The sequence below is a fragment of the Enterococcus canis NBRC 100695 genome, from assembly GCF_001544375.1.
Classification (GTDB): Bacteria; Bacillota; Bacilli; order Lactobacillales; family Enterococcaceae; genus Enterococcus_H; species Enterococcus_H canis.
In genome coordinates, this window is sequence record NZ_BCQJ01000002.1 from 84,801 (window position 1) to 106,398 (window position 21,598).

18 protein-coding genes are annotated in these 21,598 nt (G+C 42.2%); 4 read left to right on the forward strand and 14 right to left on the reverse strand.

Annotated features, from left to right (window positions below):
* Positions 1-85: 85 nt before the first annotated feature.
* The 4 genes from ECA01S_RS03775 to ECA01S_RS03790 all read right to left on the reverse strand — a co-directional run bounded on the left by ECA01S_RS03775 (position 86) and on the right by ECA01S_RS03790 (position 4,521).
* The gene (locus tag ECA01S_RS03775; RefSeq protein WP_067391349.1) at positions 86-2,272 is read right to left on the reverse strand and encodes a heavy metal translocating P-type ATPase; all 2,187 of its coding nucleotides are present in this window, start codon (positions 2,270-2,272) and stop codon (positions 86-88) included.
* 1 nt (position 2,273) lies between these two features.
* The gene (gene copZ, locus ECA01S_RS03780; protein ID WP_067391352.1) at positions 2,274-2,483 is read right to left on the reverse strand and encodes a copper chaperone CopZ; all 210 of its coding nucleotides are present in this window, start codon (positions 2,481-2,483) and stop codon (positions 2,274-2,276) included.
* Positions 2,484-2,500: 17 nt separating this feature from the next.
* Positions 2,501-2,953 carry a CopY/TcrY family copper transport repressor gene (locus tag ECA01S_RS03785; RefSeq protein WP_067391355.1) on the reverse strand — a complete coding sequence of 151 codons (453 nt, stop codon included), beginning with the start codon at positions 2,951-2,953 and terminating at the stop codon, positions 2,501-2,503.
* 107 nt (positions 2,954-3,060) lie between these two features.
* A complete protein-coding gene (locus ECA01S_RS03790) occupies positions 3,061-4,521 on the reverse strand; it encodes an amino acid permease (RefSeq protein WP_067391358.1) in 1,461 nt (486 codons plus the stop codon).
* Between the two features lie 247 nt (positions 4,522-4,768).
* Here ECA01S_RS03790 and ECA01S_RS03795 point away from each other — a divergent pair, with 247 nt between their 5' ends.
* A complete protein-coding gene (locus tag ECA01S_RS03795; protein WP_067391361.1) occupies positions 4,769-5,149 on the forward strand; it encodes a GntR family transcriptional regulator in 381 nt (126 codons plus the stop codon).
* Positions 5,146-6,513 carry a PH domain-containing protein gene (locus tag ECA01S_RS03800; protein ID WP_067391363.1) on the forward strand — a complete coding sequence of 456 codons (1,368 nt, stop codon included), beginning with the start codon at positions 5,146-5,148 and terminating at the stop codon, positions 6,511-6,513. The genes ECA01S_RS03795 and ECA01S_RS03800 overlap by 4 nt, the downstream gene beginning before the upstream one ends.
* Positions 6,514-6,613: 100 nt before the next feature.
* On the opposite strand, the gene ECA01S_RS03805 is transcribed toward ECA01S_RS03800, so the two are convergent.
* The 10 genes from ECA01S_RS03805 to guaC form a co-directional block, all read right to left on the reverse strand.
* Positions 6,614-8,671, reverse strand: a complete 2,058-nt coding sequence (locus ECA01S_RS03805) for a heavy metal translocating P-type ATPase (protein WP_067391365.1) — start codon at positions 8,669-8,671, stop codon at positions 6,614-6,616.
* A gap of 125 nt (positions 8,672-8,796) precedes the next feature.
* The gene (locus ECA01S_RS03810) at positions 8,797-9,084 is read right to left on the reverse strand and encodes a hypothetical protein (RefSeq protein WP_067391368.1); all 288 of its coding nucleotides are present in this window, start codon (positions 9,082-9,084) and stop codon (positions 8,797-8,799) included.
* Between the two features lie 95 nt (positions 9,085-9,179).
* On the reverse strand, positions 9,180-10,478 hold the full coding sequence (gene asnS, locus ECA01S_RS03815; RefSeq protein WP_067391371.1) for an asparagine--tRNA ligase: 1,299 nt from the start codon (positions 10,476-10,478) through the stop codon (positions 9,180-9,182).
* 29 nt (positions 10,479-10,507) lie between these two features.
* Positions 10,508-11,695, reverse strand: a complete 1,188-nt coding sequence (locus ECA01S_RS03820) for a pyridoxal phosphate-dependent aminotransferase (protein ID WP_067391374.1) — start codon at positions 11,693-11,695, stop codon at positions 10,508-10,510.
* A gap of 12 nt (positions 11,696-11,707) precedes the next feature.
* Positions 11,708-12,202, reverse strand: a complete 495-nt coding sequence (locus ECA01S_RS03825) for a cell wall elongation regulator TseB-like domain-containing protein (protein WP_067391377.1) — start codon at positions 12,200-12,202, stop codon at positions 11,708-11,710.
* 57 nt (positions 12,203-12,259) lie between these two features.
* The gene (locus ECA01S_RS03830) at positions 12,260-14,980 is read right to left on the reverse strand and encodes a helicase C-terminal domain-containing protein (RefSeq protein ID WP_067391380.1); all 2,721 of its coding nucleotides are present in this window, start codon (positions 14,978-14,980) and stop codon (positions 12,260-12,262) included.
* A gap of 254 nt (positions 14,981-15,234) precedes the next feature.
* Complete coding sequence (locus tag ECA01S_RS03835; RefSeq protein ID WP_067391383.1) at positions 15,235-16,575, reverse strand: aminotransferase-like domain-containing protein; 1,341 nt, start codon at positions 16,573-16,575, stop codon at positions 15,235-15,237.
* Positions 16,576-16,717: 142 nt separating this feature from the next.
* Positions 16,718-17,692 (reverse strand): permease prefix domain 1-containing protein, encoded by a 975-nt coding sequence (locus ECA01S_RS03840; protein ID WP_067391386.1) that lies wholly within the window; start codon positions 17,690-17,692, stop codon positions 16,718-16,720.
* Positions 17,676-18,020: a PadR family transcriptional regulator gene (locus tag ECA01S_RS03845; RefSeq protein WP_067391389.1), complete on the reverse strand. Its 345-nt coding sequence runs from the start codon at positions 18,018-18,020 to the stop codon at positions 17,676-17,678. Before ECA01S_RS03845 ends, ECA01S_RS03840 begins: the two co-directional genes overlap by 17 nt.
* A 182-nt stretch (positions 18,021-18,202) precedes the next feature.
* A complete protein-coding gene (gene guaC, locus ECA01S_RS03850) occupies positions 18,203-19,180 on the reverse strand; it encodes a GMP reductase (RefSeq protein WP_067391392.1) in 978 nt (325 codons plus the stop codon).
* Positions 19,181-19,559: 379 nt separating this feature from the next.
* Here guaC and ECA01S_RS03855 point away from each other — a divergent pair, with 379 nt between their 5' ends.
* Together ECA01S_RS03855 and ECA01S_RS03860 are read left to right on the forward strand one after the other, a co-directional pair.
* Positions 19,560-21,128, forward strand: coding sequence for an ATP-binding cassette domain-containing protein (locus ECA01S_RS03855; RefSeq protein ID WP_067391395.1), 1,569 nt, complete (start codon positions 19,560-19,562; stop codon positions 21,126-21,128).
* Between the two features lie 6 nt (positions 21,129-21,134).
* The gene (locus ECA01S_RS03860; protein ID WP_067391398.1) at positions 21,135-21,575 is read left to right on the forward strand and encodes a helix-turn-helix domain-containing protein; all 441 of its coding nucleotides are present in this window, start codon (positions 21,135-21,137) and stop codon (positions 21,573-21,575) included.
* Positions 21,576-21,598 lie beyond the last annotated feature (23 nt).

Genomic DNA, 21,598 nt, shown 5'->3' on the forward strand with positions numbered 1-21,598 from the left:
ACGGTGCGTCACCTGTTGATCATCAGACCCAGGTTGTTGTGTTAGGTCTTCGTTTTCTGAAGTTTTTTTCATCGTCCCCATCTCCTTAGATTTTTTTCCGATTGAGACTCAGAGAATTTAGTAAAACGCTCACGGAACTGAATGCCATGGCTCCTCCGGCAACAATAGGACTCAAAAAGCCCAAGGCTGCAAATGGAATGCCAATGGTATTGTAAAGAAATGCCCAAAACAGATTTTGCTTGATTTTACGTAATGTGGTAGCGGATAAGCGAATCATTTGAGGAACTTTGGTCAGTTCGCCATTCATAATGGTGACTTCAGCCGTTTCCATTGCCACATCACTACCCGTACCCATCGCAATGCCAATTTCAGCTAAAGCTAATGCAGGCGCATCATTGATGCCATCCCCCACCATAGCAACGACTTCCCCTTGTTGCTGCAATTTTGCCACATAATCCGCTTTGTCTTCAGGCAATACGCCAGCGAAAATGGTTTCTTTGCTTAGACCTACTTGTTGACCAATTGCTTCAGCCGTCTTTTGATGGTCGCCAGTCAGCATGTAGACCTTGATTCCTTGCTGTTTCAATTGACTGATAGCTTCTTTTGAAGTCTCTTTGACGGCATCAGAAATGGCTAAATAAGCTAATAGCTGATGGCTAGTTAAATCAGCGAAAAACAAGACTGTCTTGCCACTAGCTTCCCAATCTGCTGCTGTCGTTTCCGCGGCTGCGATGGAGATACCTGCTTGATTCATCAAATGACGATTGCCCACTAACAGCGTTTCTTCCGCAATGGTCCCTTGTACACCGCCACCAGGAATCAGTTGAAAATCAGCCACTTCTAAATAAGCAGCGGGATGATAATGAGTGATGGCTTTAGCTAAGGGGTGATCGGAGCGACTTTCCAAGGCTGACAACTTCGCTAATGTTGATTCATCGCCGACAAAATCTGTTACCTCTGGTCTCCCTAAAGTAATGGTACCAGTTTTATCTAAAATAATGCTAGTAATATGGGCGGCTTTCTCTAAAGCAACGCCACTTTTGATCAAAATGCCGTTTTTAGCCCCTAACCCAGTGCCTACCATAATAGCAGTTGGCGTGGCTAAGCCCAAGGCACAAGGACAGGCAATAACTAGGACTGCCACCCCGTGAATCATGGCGGTTTGCCAATCACCAGTGATTAGTCCCGTTAAGAGAATTGTTGCTACAGCTGCAATCAAAACAGCCGGTACAAAGATTGCGGAAATTTTATCTGCAATTTGTTGGATAGGTGCTTTCGAACCTTGCGCATCTTCTACCATTTGGATGATTTTAGCCAAAACTGTGCCACTACCAACTTGGGTCGCCGTCATTTCAATAGTCCCATTAGTGGCAACTGTACCGCCAAAAATTGTTGCTTCCAACCCTTTTTCAACGGGTAAGCTTTCACCAGTCAGCATACTTTCGTCAAAAGCCGCTTGTCCCTTCAAAATAACACCATCTACGGGAACTTGTTCACCGGGTTTCACCAACAAACGATCGCCAACTTGAACCAGCTCAATATCTTGTTGGCTAAAATTTTCACCATCCCAAACTAGTGATGTTTTAGCGCGTAACTGCATCAATTGCTTGATGGCATTCCCGGTATGTGCCTTAGCTTTTTGTTCTAAAAACTTTCCTAAGAGAATCAAGGTAATAATCATGGCGCTGCTTTCAAAGTAAAGATGGGTTGGTTCGTTTAAAATAAAGCCATTCAGCACACTTAATACAAAGGCTGCGGTTGTGCCTAAAGCTACCAAAACATCCATATTAGGGGCGCCGGTTTTGATTGCGTGATAAGCTCCACGATAATAGCGCTGTCCCACACCAAACTGCACCGGAATAGTCAGTAATAATTGCACGAGGGGCAGATGGAAAAAGTGAAAAACATCATTATGAAAGCCTAGCAGCATACCAATCATGGAAATCATCATAGGGGCCGTCAAGACAGCACTGACAATCAGATCTCGTTTCATTTTGTAAAGCTCGCGTTCTTTCGCCTCTTTGATGGATTGTTTATGCGCTTCATCATATAGTAGCGCGCCATAACCAATTTTTTGAACGGATTGCATTAAATCATCCGCACTAGTGGTGGCTGGGTCAAACTGAACGGTGGCCCGTTCGGTGGCCAAATTAACATTGGCTGTTGTGACGCCAGGCTGATGATTTAATTCCTTTTCTACCCGAGCGGAACAATTGGCACAGGTCATGCCGGTAATTACAAAGGTCTCCATACTGGAGGTATTTTCAGCCATCTTACTTCACCTCGGCAGGATAACCAGCTTCCGTAATGGCCGCCGCAATTGCTTGTGGATCAATTTGCGTTTCATCAAATTTTACGGTACCGGCAGCTTTTTTCAAATTAACCTTAATCTTGTCAACGCCAGCCAAGCCATTAACCGTTTCTTCAACACGTGCCACACAGTGTTTACAACTCATACCATTGATTGCGAATTCTTTTTTCATTTTTATTTGCTCTTTTCCTATTTATTTGTTTGATGTTCTTTACAATTACATTGTCCGGGAATACAGTTACAGGCAATTTCTTTAACCGCGTGGGAACGTTTAGCCGCTACCATTTCTGCGATTAAATCCAAATCATCAAAGGTCAACTCAGATTCTTCAATCAGCTCCGCAATTGTATGGCCGACCCGTTTAGCACAAATATGTCCAAATAATGTGGCGGTAGCACTACGAACGGTCGCGTCTTCTGACACTAGCGGACGATAAATGAATCGTTTTCCGTCAGCTTCAGTTGCTAAAACTTCCTTTTTAACCAGGCGGCCCAATAACGTTTTGACTGTCGCCGGTTTCCAATCCAAATGATCTACCAAAGCACCGATGACCTCTTGAGCATTCGCCTCGCCTAAGGTCCAGATCACACGCATGACTTCCCATTCGGCATCGCTGATTTTAACTTGTTCGATTGTTTCCATTGTTCGTCACCTCCTGTTTACAACTGTAATCACATTTCTAAGACTACACTTGTAATCAGTTTTTGTCAATAAAAAACCTTCGGAAAATTTCCGAAGGTCTGGATTGCTTATTGAACGGTCGTTACCGTTGATTTCACTTTTTTGTTTTTATCGCGGCGAGCAAACCAAGGCAGTAGCATTCCTAGTAAAATCAAGACGATTGGCGTCAAGATGTTAATCGTTAACTGGAAGAACCATGCTTTTGGATCTGCGTCAAAGTCGATTTTGGGTACCATACCTAAGATGCAGGCAAAGGCGGTGAATAGGAAACACCATAAACCAAAGATGAAACCAACTTTAGGATTTTTAACAAATTTGTACTCTGATTGGAATTTTTTGTAAGCTTTGTTCAACATCATATAGGCAAAGAATACCCACAAATAACGCATTGGCATTACAACGGAATTTAAGTTAGTTAGCCATTTTACTAATTCATTCATGTTTTCAATACCAAATAACGGCAAGACAATGATGATGCTAACTAAAATTCCTGTCAACAAGTAACCATTCACTAAAGTCCCTTTTGCATTGCGTTTACGCAGCGCAGCTGGAACGTATTCAGGATCAGCATCGGCTAAAAGAATCTTCAACGGTGCATCAATTGAAAAGGCTAACGCGGCAATTTGACCTAAGCCATTAGTCAAAGCGTAAATAATCATCAGCAAGTTCCCCACGCCATAGTAATTTCCTAGGATTTGGAAGGCACTATACGCACCATTAGCCATTAAATCTTCAGGAATATTATTGCTGGCGAATAGCATACCCATTGCGAATGAACCCAAGACAGCCGAAAGTCCTACCATCGCTGCTAGAAAAATCATCCCTTTTGGAAACTCACGGGCTGGATTTTTCGTTGCATTAACATAAGGTGAAATTTTTTCGGCCCCGCCGACTGCAAAGACTAACATCGAAACTGTTGTAAAGTAGCCAAAATTAAATTTCGGGATATAGGTGCTGACTTGCTCCATGTGCGGTGTCGCAAAATGAACATCACTATTGATCATTGGTGCGCCAACGGCAAAGAGAATGAATAAGATTGACATGATGAAGGTCGCTGTACCGGCGATCCCCCCAATCAGTTTCAAGGTAGTCAAGCCTTTAGTCGACAACCACAAGAAGGCCAAGAAAATCACCAATGAGATGATTGAGACCATGCTGACAGACATTGTATTGACGATATTTCCATTCCCTTGAACGGCCCAGCCTAACGCAATCAAAATTGCCTGTGGCTTTTGCGCTAAGTAAGGAATGTGTACGACCCAATAAGTCCAAGCTGCATAATAGGCTAGACGTTTAGTAGATGTATTTTGGACCCACGAGCTGACCCCACCACTACTATCTTTAAATGCCGAACCAAGCTGTCCTACGATTAAGGCGTAGGGAATAAAATATAAGACCAGAATCAGGATCCATGATGTTACAACTGAGATCCCTTGTTGCGCATAGTTATTCACCACGTTACCGATACCCCAAACCATGTTGAAGGCGATCAACGCGATGTTAAACCAGCGAAGTTGTTTTTTATCCATCGTTTCGCTCCTATGTGTATATTCTTTCACGATGATTACTCATCTGTTTTATCTTATTCATTTTTAAGAGTAATAGCAATCTGCTTTTCTTATATGAACGTTATTTTATCATTCATTCATTATATTAACGATGATATTTAAAAATATTTTCGTCATTCTCTCATGCAATTTTTGTGTCTAAGGCGATTTATTTGCATCTTTGTATCATTTGTATTACTATAAATAATACAAAGGGAGGATGAACAAAATGTTGATTACCATTGATTCCACCAGTGAGATTCCGATCTACCAGCAATTATCCGAACAAATTATCTTAGGTATCGCTGCCGGTGATTTTCAAAACGGCGAACTGCTGCCTTCCGTTCGCCAAATGGCGGATGAGATTGGCGTGAATGCCATGACCGTCTCAAAAAGCTATGGCTTTTTACGGGAAAAAGGGTATGTGGTAACCGATCGGCGGAACGGTACCATAGTCCAAGCACAGTTGCCGCTTAATCCGCCATTTGTCCAAGAACTAACCGAGCGTTTACGTTTGCTGGCGGCTGAAGCTAGTATCCATCAACTATCATTGACTGAGTTGCAACAACAGTTAGCCGCTGTTTACCCGTCAGAGGAGGAAGAAAAATGACACTTGTATTGTTAATTCTGATTGCCATGTATTTCATCTTGGCCTTTTCCATGATGGTACCGGGCAACCCCCATAAAAATATTATTTTAGAGAATACCCTGCCCAAAGACAAATTGACTGATCCACGAGTGACCGCCATTCGTAAAATGTATAAGAAGCGTTTACTCCAGTTTGCAGGAATCTTGACACTAGTGACTTTACCAAGTTTTCTTTTACGCTATGACTCACTGGTTATGTTGAGTTTCACCCTCCTCCTGTTGATTTCGATTTTTTCTTTCTTTTTATTGGAAATTCGCTACATCCGTAAAATGCGTGAATTGATTGTTAAAGAAGATTGGGAACTTCCTACTGAAGCGATCCTAGTAGATACCAAGCTAGTGCGCTTGAAAAATCAAAAGATGGTGTCTCCTTATTGGTTTATTCCGGTGATAATTTTGCTAGGGATTAGTATCTGGTTAAGCACGCAGGATTGGAATGGCGGTTCGCTTATTATGATCCTGGCCTCTATTTTCCTAGTGGCGATGATGCTGGTACTATATTGGACTATTCGCCGTCTGCCAGTCAAACCACTAACAGATGATGCTCAAATCAATCAACAATACAATGATTTAATGCGTCATCATTGGTCGGCCTTAGTCTTAATCTTAACTTACGCTTTTCTCCCAATGTTCTTTATGCCCAGCTCAATTTATCAACTGTCCACCTTTTGGGCGAACGTTTCGCTAGCACTGTTTCTTATGATCCTTTTTGCCGCGGTCTTCTTTACCTTCTACTACTTGTATGATTTACGCCGCAAACAGGATTTCCTGATAGAACAGGCACCTGATTATCGTTATACTGGTGACGATCAATACTGGAAATATGGCGTTTATATCAATCCAAATGATCAACGCTTGATGGTACCAGACCGAATCGGTATGAATATCTCTGTCAATTTAGGCAAGAAAAGCGGTCAAGTTTTTATGATTGTGACCGGTATCGTGGTTGCTTTCGCACTCTTAGCAGCCAATATTCCCTTATTTATGATGGATTTTACCAATGATCCCGTACAAGCAGAACTTAGTCAAAAAGAGTTAGTTTTAAAAGCACCTATGACGACGACTAGTGAAATTCCTCTTGGCACCATCGAATCTGTCGAACTTGTCAACGAGTTGCCTAGCAATGTGATTCGCACCGCTGGCATTGGTAGTGATCAATATTTACTCGGGAATTTTACAGTTGCCGGTAAAAATAGCGTTTTGTATATTGATACTGACTCGAAACCAATTCTAAAGATAACAACTAAAGCAAAAGATTACTACTTCACAGAAAAAAAACCTACTGACACCCAAAAGCTTTACGATAAATTGACGGCAGAACCGTAAATCAGCGGAAAAGCAGGTGCTGCACCATGAATAAAAAAGTGTCCTCTAGAAACAAGTTATTTCTAGAGGACACTTTTCTGTTTAATACTTCAACCAACCTTTATTTTAGACCTTTGATAGACAATGCGCGCACAGCGTTTAAAACAGCTAACACTGTCACACCGACGTCAGCAAAAACGGCTGCTCCCATCGAAGCAATTCCTAATGCACCTAGTACCAGTACAATCAATTTGATGCCGATGGCAAAGAAAATATTTTGTTTAACGATGCGCATCGTTTTACGAGCCACTTGTACAGCGGTTGCGACTTTAGAAGGTTCGTCATTCATTAACACGACGTCAGCCGCTTCAATCGCAGCGTCACTGCCAACACCACCCATAGCAATGCCAACATCGGCTCTAGCTAAAACAGGCGCGTCATTCAACCCATCGCCTACAAAAGCTACGGAGTGAGTACCTGCTGCTAAGGCTTCAATTTTAGTGACTTTATCAGCTGGTAAAAGTTGGCTATATACTTGGTCTAGTCCTAGTTCTTGACTGACGGCGTTTGCGACATTGGCACTATCACCTGTCAGCATCACCGTTTGCTTAACGCCTAATTGGTGCAAACGTTGGATAGCTGCCGCTGCATCAGCTTTGATTTGATCGTTGATTACGAGATAACCAGCATATTCGCCTGCCACCGCTACATAAACCAGGGTGCCTATCTCACTGACTTCTGGCGTTTCAATCCCTTCAGCTGCTAATAGCGCTCGGTTACCAGCTAACACAACCTCTCCCGCTACTGTTCCCCGCACACCATGACCTGCGATCTCTTTTAGATCGGTTACGGATTGCAGATTTTTGGCAGCCGTCACGATAGAATGCGCGATTGGATGATTAGAGTATTGTTCAACTGACGCTGTTAAGTCTAGCAATTCGCTTTCAGTTCCTCGCGCTGCCACAATTTTTTCAACCGCAAAATTCCCTTTTGTTAACGTACCCGTTTTGTCAAAAACAACCGTATCAACGTTTGCTAATACTTCTAGATAATTACTACCCTTGATCAAAATACCCGCCTTCGAGGCGCCACCAATGCCACCGAAAAAGCTTAGGGGAACGGAAACTACCAGCGCACATGGACAAGAAATTACCAAGAACGTCAGCGCACGGTAAAGCCACTCTGAGAAATCAGCTTGGAAAAACAATGGTGGAATCACGGCTAGTAACGCTGCCGCTACCACCACGATTGGGGTATAGTAGCGGGCAAATTTCGTAATAAAGTTTTCCGCAGGTGCCTTTTGAGCGGTTGCATTTTCCACCAGATCCATAATCCGTTGCAAGGTAGAATTAGCCATGGTCGTAGTGACTTCCACGGTCAAGAGGCCGTCTTTATTGATCATACCGCTCAAGACTTCTGAGCCCACATTTACTGCTTGCGGGCGAGATTCACCCGTTAAGGCGGAAGTATCCACCACCGCAGACCCGGCTAAAATCACGCCATCTAAAGCGATGCGTTCTCCAGGTTGCACAATCATCTGTTCTCCAACCTTCACTGCTGCTAAGGGTGTGTTTTGTACTTCACCCGCTCGCTGGATTTGGACCGTATCAGGACGTAGCTTTACTAGTGATTGAATCGAACGGCGTGAGCGATTGACAGCGATGCTTTGGAAGTACTCCCCGATTTGGTAAAAGACCATCACGGCAACTGCCTCTGGATATTCACCAATCGCAAAAGCACCTAATGTCGCCAAACTCATCAAAAAATTCTCGTCAAAGACTTGGCCGTGGATGATATTTTGCCAAGCTGTTTTTAAGACTTCGCCTCCTGCTAACAAATAAGGAAGTAAATAGGCGCCAAACTTCAACCATGGATTGCTGATAGGTAAAAGTGTCACAATCACTAATAGCGCCAAACTCGCTAATATCTTAGGCAATTCACTTGATTCTTCAGCTGTTACTTCTTCCGTAACAGCTACCTCTGGTTCGATTTTTGCAACAATATTTTTAATTTTATCCGTTACACCTTCAGCTTGTTCACTAGTGGTAACAGATAGGCGCGCTTGCATAAAGTCAACATTAGCCTCAGTAACTTCTGGTAAAGCTTGGACGGCTTTTTCAATTTTTTGCGCACAATTGGCACAATCCAAACCATTTAAATGTAATTGTTTAGTGGTCATAACATTCCCTCCTATTTCATATGAATATCTCTTCATGTTTATTATATATGATTATTCATTCATGTGTCAACTGAAAAAAAACCAATCTCAGCAGAAAGTTATCTTCTGTCGAGATTGGCTAAGTCTTACCAATGGCACTCTTGAATACGCAGTCGCTTGGCTTGTTTTAATAGGGAAGGAATAATTTGATAGGGATCCTCTGCCCCAATCAAATCTGTGATAAGTAAATCATTTTTATCTGCATGTTGCGGATTGGGGACTACTTTCCCTCGAATCACCACTTGATTCGTCACATCTTTAAACAGTAGAATCGATGGGTCTGTTAAATCATCTTTTAGCTTTGCATATTGTTCCGCCGAAAAAAGCGGTGCAATTGCCCCAAGTGTATTGGTGTCAATCTGTTCTAATTCCACTTGCTTCCCTCCCGCCTTAGTTTTTACCATAGAAAATTAAAGAACTACCTTAAAATATTTTTGAAAAAAGAGTGCCACAAACGGGCACTCTAATTTTATGGGTAAATACGATTTAACAAGCGTGGGAATGGAATCGCCTCACGTACGTGTTCGATACCGGAAAGCCAAGTGACTGTCCGTTCCAACCCAAGACCAAAACCAGCATGTGGTACAGAACCATATTTACGCAAGTCTAGATACCAAGAGTATTCTTCTTCATCTAAACCATGGGCGCGAATTTGTTCTAGCAGATAATCGTAATCAGTAGCCCGTTCACTACCACCGATGATTTCCCCGTAGCCTTCCGGTGCAATCATATCCGCACAAATCACGACATCATCGCGAGTTGGGTGTGGTTTCATATAGAAAGGTTTGATTGCTTTTGGATAGTTTAAGATAAAGACCGGTTGTTCAAATGAATTTGCAATAAAGGTTTCATGCGGTGAACCAAAGTCTTCACCCCAAGTAATATCATCAAAACCATTTTTTTGTAACAATTCAATCGCATCGTCATAGCTGATACGTGGAAACGGTAGTTGTGTATATTTTTTCAACAACTCTTTGTCACGTCCCAAGACATCCAGTGCGTAGTCGCAGTTATCTAAAACATTTTGTACCAAATAAGCAACATACTGTTCTTGGACTTCTAAGCTTTCTTCTTGATGCATAAAGGCCATTTCTGGCTCAATCATCCAGAATTCAATCAAGTGACGACGTGTTTTTGATTTTTCTGCACGGAATGTTGGGCCAAAAGAAAAGACTTTTCCAAAGGCCATAGCCGCCGCTTCCATATAAAGCTGACCACTTTGTGACAAGTAAGCCTTTTGATCAAAATAGTTTGTTTCAAATAAGTCAGTTGTTCCTTCAGGAGCTGAACCTGTTAAGATTGGCGGATCGATTTTGATAAAACCATTTTGGTTAAAGAATTCATACGTAGCACGAATGATTTCATTCCGAACCTGCATAATCGCATGCTGTTTTGAAGAACGTAACCACAAATGACGGTGATCCATCAAGAAATCTGTGCCGTGTTCCTTTGGTGTGATTGGATACTCATGACTTTCGCCAACGACTTCAATTCCTTGGATACCAATCTCATAACCAAATTTTGATCGACTATCTTCGCGAATTTCACCTGTGATCCAAACAGAAGTTTCTTGCGTTAAATTTTTCGCTAATTGAAAAACTTCCTCTGGTACTTCGCTTTTTACGACAACGCCTTGGAAATAAGCCGTTCCATCTCGCAATTGTAGAAAGGCAATCTTCCCACTTGAGCGTTTGTTGGCTACCCATGCGCCAATTTTGACGATTTCGCCAACATGATCTTTGGCGTCGATAATTTGAATAACTTTCACGTATGTCTCTCCCTTTTTACAACAAATTCTTATTTTGAATGATTCTCGATGAAACGGGCAATGCGCCGAACTGCTTCTTCCAATGTCGCTAAATCAGCCGCGTAGCTAATCCGAACATTTTCCGGAGCGCCAAACCCTTCACCAGTTACCAATGCTACCTGTTCTTCTTCTAATAAATCATCAACCCATTTGGTGACATTATCATAGCCGCAAAGAGCCAATGTTTCTTTAACGTTTGGGAACAAATAGAAAGCACCATGTGGTTTTGCCAACTTGACACCTGGCAAAGCAGCCACTAATGGATACATAATGTTTAACCGCTCTTCAAAAGCAGCGCGCATCTCCTCCACCGTGTCTTGCTCACCCAACAAGGCTTCTATTGCCGCGTATTGGCTTGCGGCGGTCGGATTACTCGTCGACTGCGAAGCAATATCAGTCATCGCTTTAATCAAGGTTGCATCTCCCACGGCATAGCCGATTCGCCAACCGGTCATAGCGTAGGTTTTTGATACCCCATTAATAATCACTGTCTGCTTGCGAATAGCTTCCGAAAGCGTCGCAATTGGCGTAAAGGTATGACCGTTATAAACGAGCCGACCATAGATGTCATCTGCTACGATTAAAATGTCATGCTTAACCGCCCACTCCCCAATCGCTTGTAACTCCTCAGCAGAATAAATCATGCCTGTTGGATTAGAGGGGGAATTTAAAATTAAGGCGCGAGTCTTCTCATTGCGGGCTAACTCGAGTTGCTCCACCGTCACTTTGAAATCATTTGCTTGGGCGCCATCCACATAGACCGGCACGCCTTCTGCCAGTTTGATCTGTTCTCCATAACTGACCCAATAAGGAACGGGCACGATCACTTCATCCATTGGATCAAGAATCGCTTGGAACAATGCATATAAAGCAAATTTCGCCCCATCTGTCACCACGACTTGATTCAGATCATAGGCAAGTCCGTAATATTGCTCTAAATACCGAACCACAGCCGTCCGCAGTTCTGGCAAACCCGCTGAGGGGGTATAATAGCTAGCTTGACCACTTTTAATCGCACTAATTGCTGCCTCTTGAATATTTTCAGGGGTAGCGAAGTCCGGTTCCCCAACCGTTAAACTCAACACGTCCAATCCCTGGGCCTTCAACGCCTTGGCTTTGGCTGCTGCCGCCAACGTCACAGAAGGCTCGAGGCGAATCGCTCGTTGTGATAATTTCATCCTCTCACTCCTTTAGATATCCTGAATGACTTTCACTTCTTTACCATCTTTAAAATCCAATAAGATATAACTCAAAGCACCATCGCGGCGAAGTGTGACTTCCCACACTGGTTTTTGATCTTCCAATCCCAATTCGACTTTGAGAATCTTGTCTGGTTGGTATTCTTGAAATGCTAACTCGCGAATCTCGTCCTCAGAAAGTCCCTCTTTCTGATCCAAGATTGTGACCTTTTCACCAGTTTCCGGGATAATCACCGCAATTGCCTGGTCTTTGTCATTTTTACCTAAAAGGCTGAAATACGTGTCTTGACGGTTAAACCAATAAAAACGATCTACGGTTTCCAATTTTGCGTATTTCTTTGCTATGGTAGTAGCTTCCTCTTTTGCTTGGCGCATTGGACGAGTTGAGCGAACATACAGGACACTCGTCAGTAATATAAAGGAAAGTAAAAACACGATCACACCGATCAAAATTCGTTGGATCCGTCGTTCTCTTTCATTTGTCACTAGCGGTCATCCTTTCTTTACTGGGTTTTATTATAGCAGAAAAAACGAGGTTTTGAACTATTTTTCCTGGGTTTTCTCTTCCAAGAGGAAGTCACGGGTCCACTCTGTTAACTCTTCGAGGGGGCCTTCCACTAAAGGTAGCTCTTTCGGTAAAGCGCGTAGCAATTGTCCCGCATAGGACGCCGTTACAATCCGCCGGTCCAAAACCAAGAGGACGCCCCGATCTGTTTCTGAACGAATCAACCGACCTAATGCTTGTCTAAGGCGTAGGCCCGCTTTTGGTAGTGAATCTTTATAGAAAGGATTTTTCCCATTGGCAGTCAATAACTGATTGCGGGCTTTCACTAAAGGTCGCTGCGGATGTTCGAACGGCAACTTGGTCACTACCACTAATTGTAGTGTATTCCCCGGCACATCGACCCCTTCCCAAAAACTGTCGGCTCCCATAAGAATGGCATTGTCAGAATGACTAAATCGTTTTAATAGTTTTTCACGACTACCACCTTTGCCTTGCGCTAACACTTCACGACCATTGATTAAAAACGGCATATGAATCCCTTGGTAAACTTGATTCAGCAGTTCATGTGACGTAAACAAAACGAGTATCGGGCGCTCTAACGTCTGTAGTTGTTTTAACGTCTCAATAACCGTTGCGGCATGGACCTGCTCCTTCGCATCTTCGGCGCCGCTAGGAACCATTAAACGAGCTTGTTCACTATAATCAAATGGATTTGCTAACGTTTTAAAGACTACTTCTGTCAAGCCTAATTGTTCTGGCAGATAGTGTTTATTGTTGCCTATTTTTAAAGTACCGCCAGTAAAAAGGACTTGTTTGGTGGTTTGATACCAGTGGGTGGTCGGTAAAAGAGGTGCTTCTAAGTCACTGGTGTGCAATCGGCCTTGATAAGGGTTTGACTCTAGATCAACCCATTTTACATAGCGCGGTGACCAATCATTTAACAGCCGCATAAATAGTTGGGCCAAATCAGTCATATAATCAAACAGGTCGAGCCACTCGTGTATAATCAGCTGCTGCGTTTTAGCACCCGTTTCCCCTAGTAACCGGCGAAAGTCAGCTTGCAATTGTTGGGTATCCTGAAAAAGGGCTTCGATCCGGAGACAAACTTCCTCTTCTTCTTGTGTAAGCTGATCGAATAGTTCTTTGGTCAAGAGCTGTTCTTGTCCCTTTAAACGCCGCGATAAAAAATGGAAGAAATCACGAAATTGTTCATTTAATTCCATTAAAATTTGTTGGTATAGCGTCAGCTCCTTTTGCGGTAATAATTCGTTCCCGACAAATAGTTGTCGATCCTCTAGATAACGCATAAAGCGCTCATAAGAGGCATTCTGGAAGTAAGTACCGCTAGCTTTCAGGGCTGTATCAGGTAAATGATGGGCTTCATCAATAACCAAATAGTCTAGTTCCGGCAGCATTTTACTAGGACGCTGTTCCTCATGCACTAAAAAGGCATGGTTTAAAATCCAGACGTTAGCTTGCCGCTTGCGCCAATTCAAATAACGCCAAAAATCCTCTTCAGCATACAATGAATCTTCAGGCAAGTCTCGATTCCCGCGATGTCCTACCTTTTGCCAAAATTCATGCTGCAAGGTCGTCAGATTCAGTTCGTCTAAATCGCCCGTCTCTGTTTCTGTCAGCCAAACAAGAACGCGCATCTGATATAGACCGCTCTGTTTTGATACAGCTTGCTTTAGCGTGGCAGCAAAACGAGCCAGATGGAGATAATGACTGGGACTCTTCACTACTAAAGGCTGCAGAGGTCGTGGTAGAATTTGATTCAATAACGGAATATCCTTTGCCACTAATTGCTCTTGCAGGAGTAATGAGGTAGTCGCAACAACAGCCGGTTTTTCGGGCGTCGCAAGATAGGCTAACGGTAAGAGATAGCCGATAGTCTTTCCCATACCAGTGGCAGCTTCCAAAAAGAGATTTTTAGGCCCTTTAGTAAAATGATCGTATACAGCATTCATCATGCGGGCTTGCTCTGTCCGGTAATGCAAGTAATCCCCGTAAAGTTTCTGCTTGGCTCGTTTACTACGAGGATACGTAAGCTCCTGCTGTTCTTCTGCAAAGTAAGTGTAGTCTTTTTTGCGAAGGACTAAATTTCCGACTACGTGCCATTCAGCAGGCAACGGTCCGACATCCTGTTGGCGTTCCGCTAGCTGTGCTTGAATAAAATCGGTAGTTTCCATGGTCAAGGCATTTGAACCAATTCTAACGATTTGTTCCAACGTTAGAAGCGGCAATGCGGCAATTTTATCCATAATCATAATCAAAAGTTCTGCTGTCACCGCGGCATCAGAATCGGCCTGATGGGGATTTTGGTGTTGCAACTGAAAATTTTCCGAAAGGTCAGATAAGCGATAGCTAGGCTCTGTAGGGAAAAAGATTTGGCTCAGCTCCACTGTATCAACTCTCGGACAAGTCAAAGGTGGATAACCTGCCTGTTGAAAAGCAGCGTTCAAAAAATTGGAATCAAAATGAGTATTGTGTGCAACAAAGACCGTATCCTCTAACAAGTTTTGGATCGTAAGCGCCACATCATCAAAAAGGGGGGCCTTACGAGCCCGTTTCGTAGAGATACCGGTTAAATTTTCGATTTGTTTGGGAATCTCCCGCTCTGGGTTGATATCAGTGGCAAAGCGAGAAACGATCTCGCCATTTTCTACCAAAACACAGCCAAATTGAATGATTCGGTCCTGTCCTGGTTTTGTGCCGGTTGTTTCGATATCCACCACCGCATAGGTCGTATGCGTCATTTGTTCACCGACTTTCGTTATCTATGCGATTATACTACACACATGGCTTTTTGAAAAATCGCAGTTCCTCATTTGCAATGAGTAGTTTCTCATGATAAATTTACAAAAAAGATAGCATGGTTTAAAGTCCTTATTAGGCAGATTTTCTAGAATAACGCTACACCAATTATCCCGAATTGGTATTTTCATACTTACTCCTACCAGAGTAAATAACAACCTTCATTTCCACTAAGACGACGGTCTTGGTGGTTTTTTTATGTCTTCAAAGTTGAAATAATCGTGTAAAATCGCTCGTGATCCTGTGGGGAGAAACGAGCAAAATTTAAGCGAATCGCACGCTGATTGCTGCCAAAAAGCTCAGCCGGCGCGCTTAACAAACCAGCCTGTAATAGTTGCTGAACGTGTTGCGCGTCTAATTGCGGATGCTCTGCCCATAGATAATATCCGCCATTCACTGGGTCTACTTGCCAGTCTCGCTGTAAAGCAAACAAAGTCATCATTTGCTCTGCTCGCTCGCTAAGCGTCAAGCGTAGCGCCGCCATTTTGCGAGCATAAGCGGGATCAGTCAAGGCAATGTTGGTTAGTACTTGCGGAAAAATACTCATGGAAAAGTCCATCATTTGCCGTGCGCTCGCCAACTTTTCAGCAATAATCGTAGGCGCCACGAGCCAACCTACTTTGATTGATGAGCCTAGAATCTTAGACATAGAACCTGTGTACAACACATTTTCCGGATCCAATTTTTTCAAAGAAGGTAACAGCTGATCAAAAGCCAGCTCCCCAAAGACATCATCTTCTAGAATCGGTAGCTGATACTGCCGCGCCAATGCTACTAAGCCTTTGCGCCGAGCTAGGCTCATGGTCTTGCCAGTAGGATTTTGGAAATTGGGGTTTACCATGATCATACGAACTTTTTGTTGTAAAATCGCTTGCTCTAATTTTGCTAAGTCAATGCCCTCATCATCCATAGAAATTCCTTGGGTCTGAATACCTGAATGATGAAAAATCGGTAGTGCCGTTAAAAAGGAAGGTGTCTCCACCGCGACGACATCCCCTGGATCTAGCATCGTTTGTAGAATCAAGAAAATCGCCTGCTGCGCCCCAGAGGTAATCATGATCTCTGACGTGTCCACTTGCAGTGAAAAGTTTTTTTGCAAGTGATGTTGAACCGTCTCAATTAATGGCTGATAGCCGCGATGATCTTGCAAGCTTTCAGCCGCTAAGATTTCTTGCCAATCAAATGAAGGAAAACGGAAGGATGGAATCAGCTCGCGTGGCAACTCTCCAGTGTATAAATCTAGCATCCCTAGCTGTTGGCTCAACTGCTCCAGTTGCTGTTGCCCTTCGGTGGTCCACTCGCGCTGTAAATATTGACGCCAATCAACATAATCGGCCTGTTGTTGCGCGGCTGTTTCGGTAATATAAGTGCCTGAACCTTGCTTCCGACGAACGATTCCCAGACTTTGCAATTCCTCCAAAGCACGAACAACAGTAGAACGATTGACAGAGAAATCAATCGCCATTTTACGTTCCGGTGGCAACTTCGTTCCCGGAAGTAGTCGCCCTTTTTGGACGCCATCAATAATAGACCGCATAATTTGGATATATTTTAGTATTTTTCGCCATCATGACCCCTCCATCTCCTCTATGGTAGCCAAGTTTCTCATTAGAAACAAGCAAAAAATAAGGCAGTCTGCCTTCAACACGAGGTTGAGACAAACTGCCCTTACATTTATATTATTTATCTTGCCGGAGTGCATACAAACCATTACGGACGACTCCGAAAAAGACTCCTGCGATTGGAAAAACGACCCAACTAATTTCCCATGAACCAGTCAAAAAGCTCCAGCTGAGGTAGATTAGCACCACGAGCGGCCAATAGACAGATTCAAGAAAAATTAGTACCCGTGGTTTATCTTTTTCCTTTTCTTCTTCCTCTTCATCTAATACAAAGTAATCATTTTCCAGCAAACTGGTAAAGCTTCCCATAATGACCCCACAATAGACAATCAAAAAGACTCCCACTGCCACTAATAAAAACATTACGGCGATGCCCAAGTTTTGCATCCGTTCACTGGCGCTCAGATAATTGGACACAATCACCGGTGCCACTGACATAATACACAGCGCAATACCTAAGACTAAGCCGGTCACAAAAGAACGATTGAAATGTTCTTTTTGAGTTGTAACCACACGTTTAATTTTAGGGGCAATAAAGCGTCCAGATAGTTTTTTAGCAGTAGTTGACATGGACATGCCGGCAATGATGATAAAACTAACCCCGATAGCGGCCCCAAAGAAAAGACTCACAATACCCAGCATTTCACCAAAACCGCCAGCAAACATTGCAAAAAAGGTTAGCATAACAGCCAGTCCTAGGATGATAACCGCGATGCCGCCAGCCAGTAGTAAGCTATTGCGTCTGCGATTGTCTAGGTATTCTAAAGCTTCCCCCATGGTAATAGCTGAAAGTTCTTGCCCACTTTCCGCCTCTACTCGTTGTTTCACATTCATCTCTTCTAATACTTCATCAATACTGCCAAATTCTGAAATCACGGTACCAATAGCTTCGTTTTCGGGAATACCTTGAGCCAAAAGGTCTTGAAAACGATCCTCCATATGATTTTGCAAATCGGCTTTTAATTGTGCCGTTTCTTCCGTCATCGGGACGCCCGTGAATAAACTTTCTAAATAATTATTGATGGTATTCATTATGCTCTCCTCCTACAAAACGGTTAACCACCGTTTGTGTTAACTGCCATTCCGCCTCTTTTTCTAACAAATAGTCGTGACCGGCCGGCGTGATTTGGTAATAGGTCCGTTTCTTCCCATGAGTTACTTGACCACTGTACGCTGTGATATAGCCCTGTTTTTCTAAGCGATTAAAAGCCGAGTACAGCGTTGTTTCCTTGATGACATAAAGTTCATTGGAACGTTCACGAATTTGTTTTGAAATCTCATAGCCATAGGAATCCCCCTCCGCTAACAAACTAAGGATAAAAAGATCGTTGTATCCACGAATCACATCACTACTAATCATGCCATCACCTACTTTTCTTTTACTACGACCATCATACTACGTCTGTCATAGTAATTATACTTCTTTTACTACGACAGGTAAAGTAAAATGCAAAAAAGAGTCTTGGACATAGCTTAAAAAGCTATGTCCAAGACTCTTCCTATCTGAATAAGCCCTACTGTCCCAACCTCTTATGAAGTCTGTTAAATAGTGTCCCCATTGAAGATTGAATTTTTTACGACGACATAATCTACTTTGCGGATTGCTTCTAAATCGCGTCCGCCAGCATACGAAATCGAAGATTGCAGATCTTGTTCCATTTCAACTAACGTATCGGCCAATGAACCTTTATGTTGGATCCAGATTTTTTTACCTTCTACGTTTTTCTTTTCACCTTTTTGGAACTCAGAGGCCGAACCAAAATATTCTTTCAGCACAACTCCGTTTTCCACTTTGGTTTCTCCTGGTGATTCTTCATGACCAGCAAATAGTGAGCCAATCATAACCATAGTTGCGCCAAAACGAACCGACTTGGCAATATCACCATGGGTGCGGATACCGCCATCAGCGATGATTGGTTTGCGCGCTGCTTTGGCACACCAGCGTAAAGCTGCTAATTGCCAGCCGCCAGTCCCAAAACCAGTTTTGATTTTAGTGATACAAACTTTACCAGGTCCGATGCCGACCTTCGTTGCGTCAGCTCCGGCATTTTCTAGCTCGCGGACAGCTTCAGGCGTGCCGACATTTCCAGCGATAACAAAACTTTCTGGTAAATGTTTTTTGATGTGTTGGATCATGTCAATCACAGCATTAGAGTGGCCATGGGCGATGTCGATAGTAATGTAATCAGGTGTCAGCTTTTTCGCTGCCAACTCTTCAACAAAACGGTATTCATTTTCTTTGACGCCGACACTAATCGAAGCAATTAAGCCTTTTGCCTGCATTTTTTCAATAAAAGGAATACGAGCCGCTTCGTCAAAACGATGCATAATATAAAAATACTGATTTTCAGCTAAAAATTCAGCGATAGATTCGTCGATAATCGTTTGCATATTTGCCGGTACTACCGGTAAACGAAATTGATGTTTCCCTAATGTAACGGTAGTGTCACATTCAGAACGGCTGTTTACGATACATTTGTTCGGGATTAGTTGGATATCTTCATAGTCAAATACTTTCATTTGAGCAACCTCCTAGGTTATAAATGGGTCAAAACACGAACGTTATTCGGTAAAAGGTTCGTTTATTTTGGCGCCCAAGATAATTTACACTATTATAATAGGAATGTCAAAAAAATATTCGATATTTTTACGAATATTTTGCCCGTTTCAATAGTAAAACGGTTTAAACACGAACGATAACAAACAGAGTTTGCTGAAAGAACCAGCTAAGCTAGTAAAAATCACTAAACTTCCCTATTCCTATGATTCACGCTCCCGCTACTTCACATTCCTAATATTTCCTAATTGTACATTTTTATTTCATTTATATTCCTAACTAATGTTGCAATTTTAGGAAAATAAGGGTATATTGATAACAAAAGCGAAAGTGGTGGTTTCTATGAAAGAATTTTTATGCTCAAATAAAAAATTTTTGATTCTAACTAGCTTGGTTGTGCTTTTATCTGCTTTAACTGCGTTGGTAACGCCTTTTATTGTCCAAAATGTATCCGACACGCTACTCATCTCAAACAAAACGTTTCTCCTTATTTTTATTTCAATGACGCTTTCCTTTCTTTTACAGCTTTCGGCCCAATTATACCGTGAGAATTATGCGGCTAATTTTAATCGCCAATATCTCTTTCAACTATTAGAGAAAATGAGTAAACTTTCGTATGATACTTATTTAGAAGCTGAGCCGACTTATCTCATCAATCGCATTTACCAAGCAGTTGATGCACTATACTTATTTTTCATCAATAGTCTGCCAGAGGTTCTTAAAACAGCTTTACTCCTATTTTTCTCAGTACTTTTCTCTTCATTCATTTCATGGAAAATCGCCATAACACTGCTATTGTTGATCCCTCTCAATTATTTTGGTTATAAAACAATCAATAAGGAATTAAGCGTGCGCATGGAAAATATGCAACAAAGTTCCGCCGTCGCTTTAAAAGATTTAACCGTAACTTTATCCAATGTCGATGGTATTAAATCACAAGCAAATGAAGATATGCTCTACTATCTTTTGGAACATAAAATCGAAGCTATGTACGTGGCACTAGCTAATGCAAATAAATTTGCCCAGACGACTAGTTCAATCCTTGGGTTTATCAATCAGTTAAGTCAGCAATTAATCTATTTATGGACGAGCCTGATGATTGCAAAAGGTGAACTAGAGATCACAAATCTAATTGTTTTAAGTATTGTACTTCCTTTATTTTTCAACTCTTTGTCAGAAGTTAATCGCATCAATCTGGATTTTCGCTCTTTAAACACCTCTAATCAATATATTCAAAATGAACTAGATGACAAAGTAGAAAAAAATGGCCATTTGGACCTAGTAGGTATTCAGTCGATTCGTTTTGCTAAGCCGACATTTATGCAGGGAACTAAAAAATTTGATTTTAACATCACCGCGACTCTGTCTAAGAATGACATCGTATACTTATCAGGACCTTCAGGCAGTGGCAAATCGTCGCTGTTAAAACTGCTTTTAAAATTTCGACCTACCGAAGGAATCTATATTAACAATCTGCCTATCAACCAACTAGAGAACCGTAGCTTGCGGCAAAAAATTGCCTATCTTTCACAAGAAACAACGATTCTTTCCACAACTTTAGAAAAGAATATTGGTTACGGAAATCTATTGACGCCTGAACAAAAGCATTTTTTGATCCAAACTAAGCTTCTTGAACCTATCCTAAAAAACAAAAATTGGGAGACGATGCTAGTGGAGAATGGTAGTAATCTATCTGGTGGTGAAAAACAACGGATTGCCGCCGCTCGTCTCTTGATTACCTCTGCTGATTTGTATATCATGGATGAGAGCACTAGTAGTATTGACGAACACTCAGCTACTGCAATTTTTGAAACAATCCTGAACTTTAAAAAAGATAAAATCATCATTTTTACCTCTCATGATAAAAAGAAGCAACAGTATGCAACAAAAATAATTGAAATAGGAAAGTGATTCACTATGGATGAATTATATTCAGTTGAAGCCTTGGCAGAGGAATTGAATGTGACGACTAGAACGATCCGCAACTATTTGAAAGAAGGTCGCTTAAAGGGAAAAAAGATTGGCGGTCAATGGCGTTTTACCGCAGAAGAAGTTAGCAATTTCACTGGTCATGATCGAAAAGAAAGCTTGATCCATCATTTTTTGGAAGAGGAGAAGGACGACACTCGCGCCTTATTCATACTAGATGTTCCCTTAGCATCAATAGCTGATTTAGAAGAATTTGTGCAAAAGGTGGTAGCTCATTACAATGATGTTTATGACGGTGAGAAGCGTCGTTTTCAGTATCAACTAACAGAGAACCAGATTGCCCGTTTTACTTTAATTGGTCCCCCACCCTATGTTTTAGGCTTGGCAAATTTTATCAATAAGCTGGCCCAAGAAAAAGCAACTCATTGATACAAAACTAAAAGACCGATTGC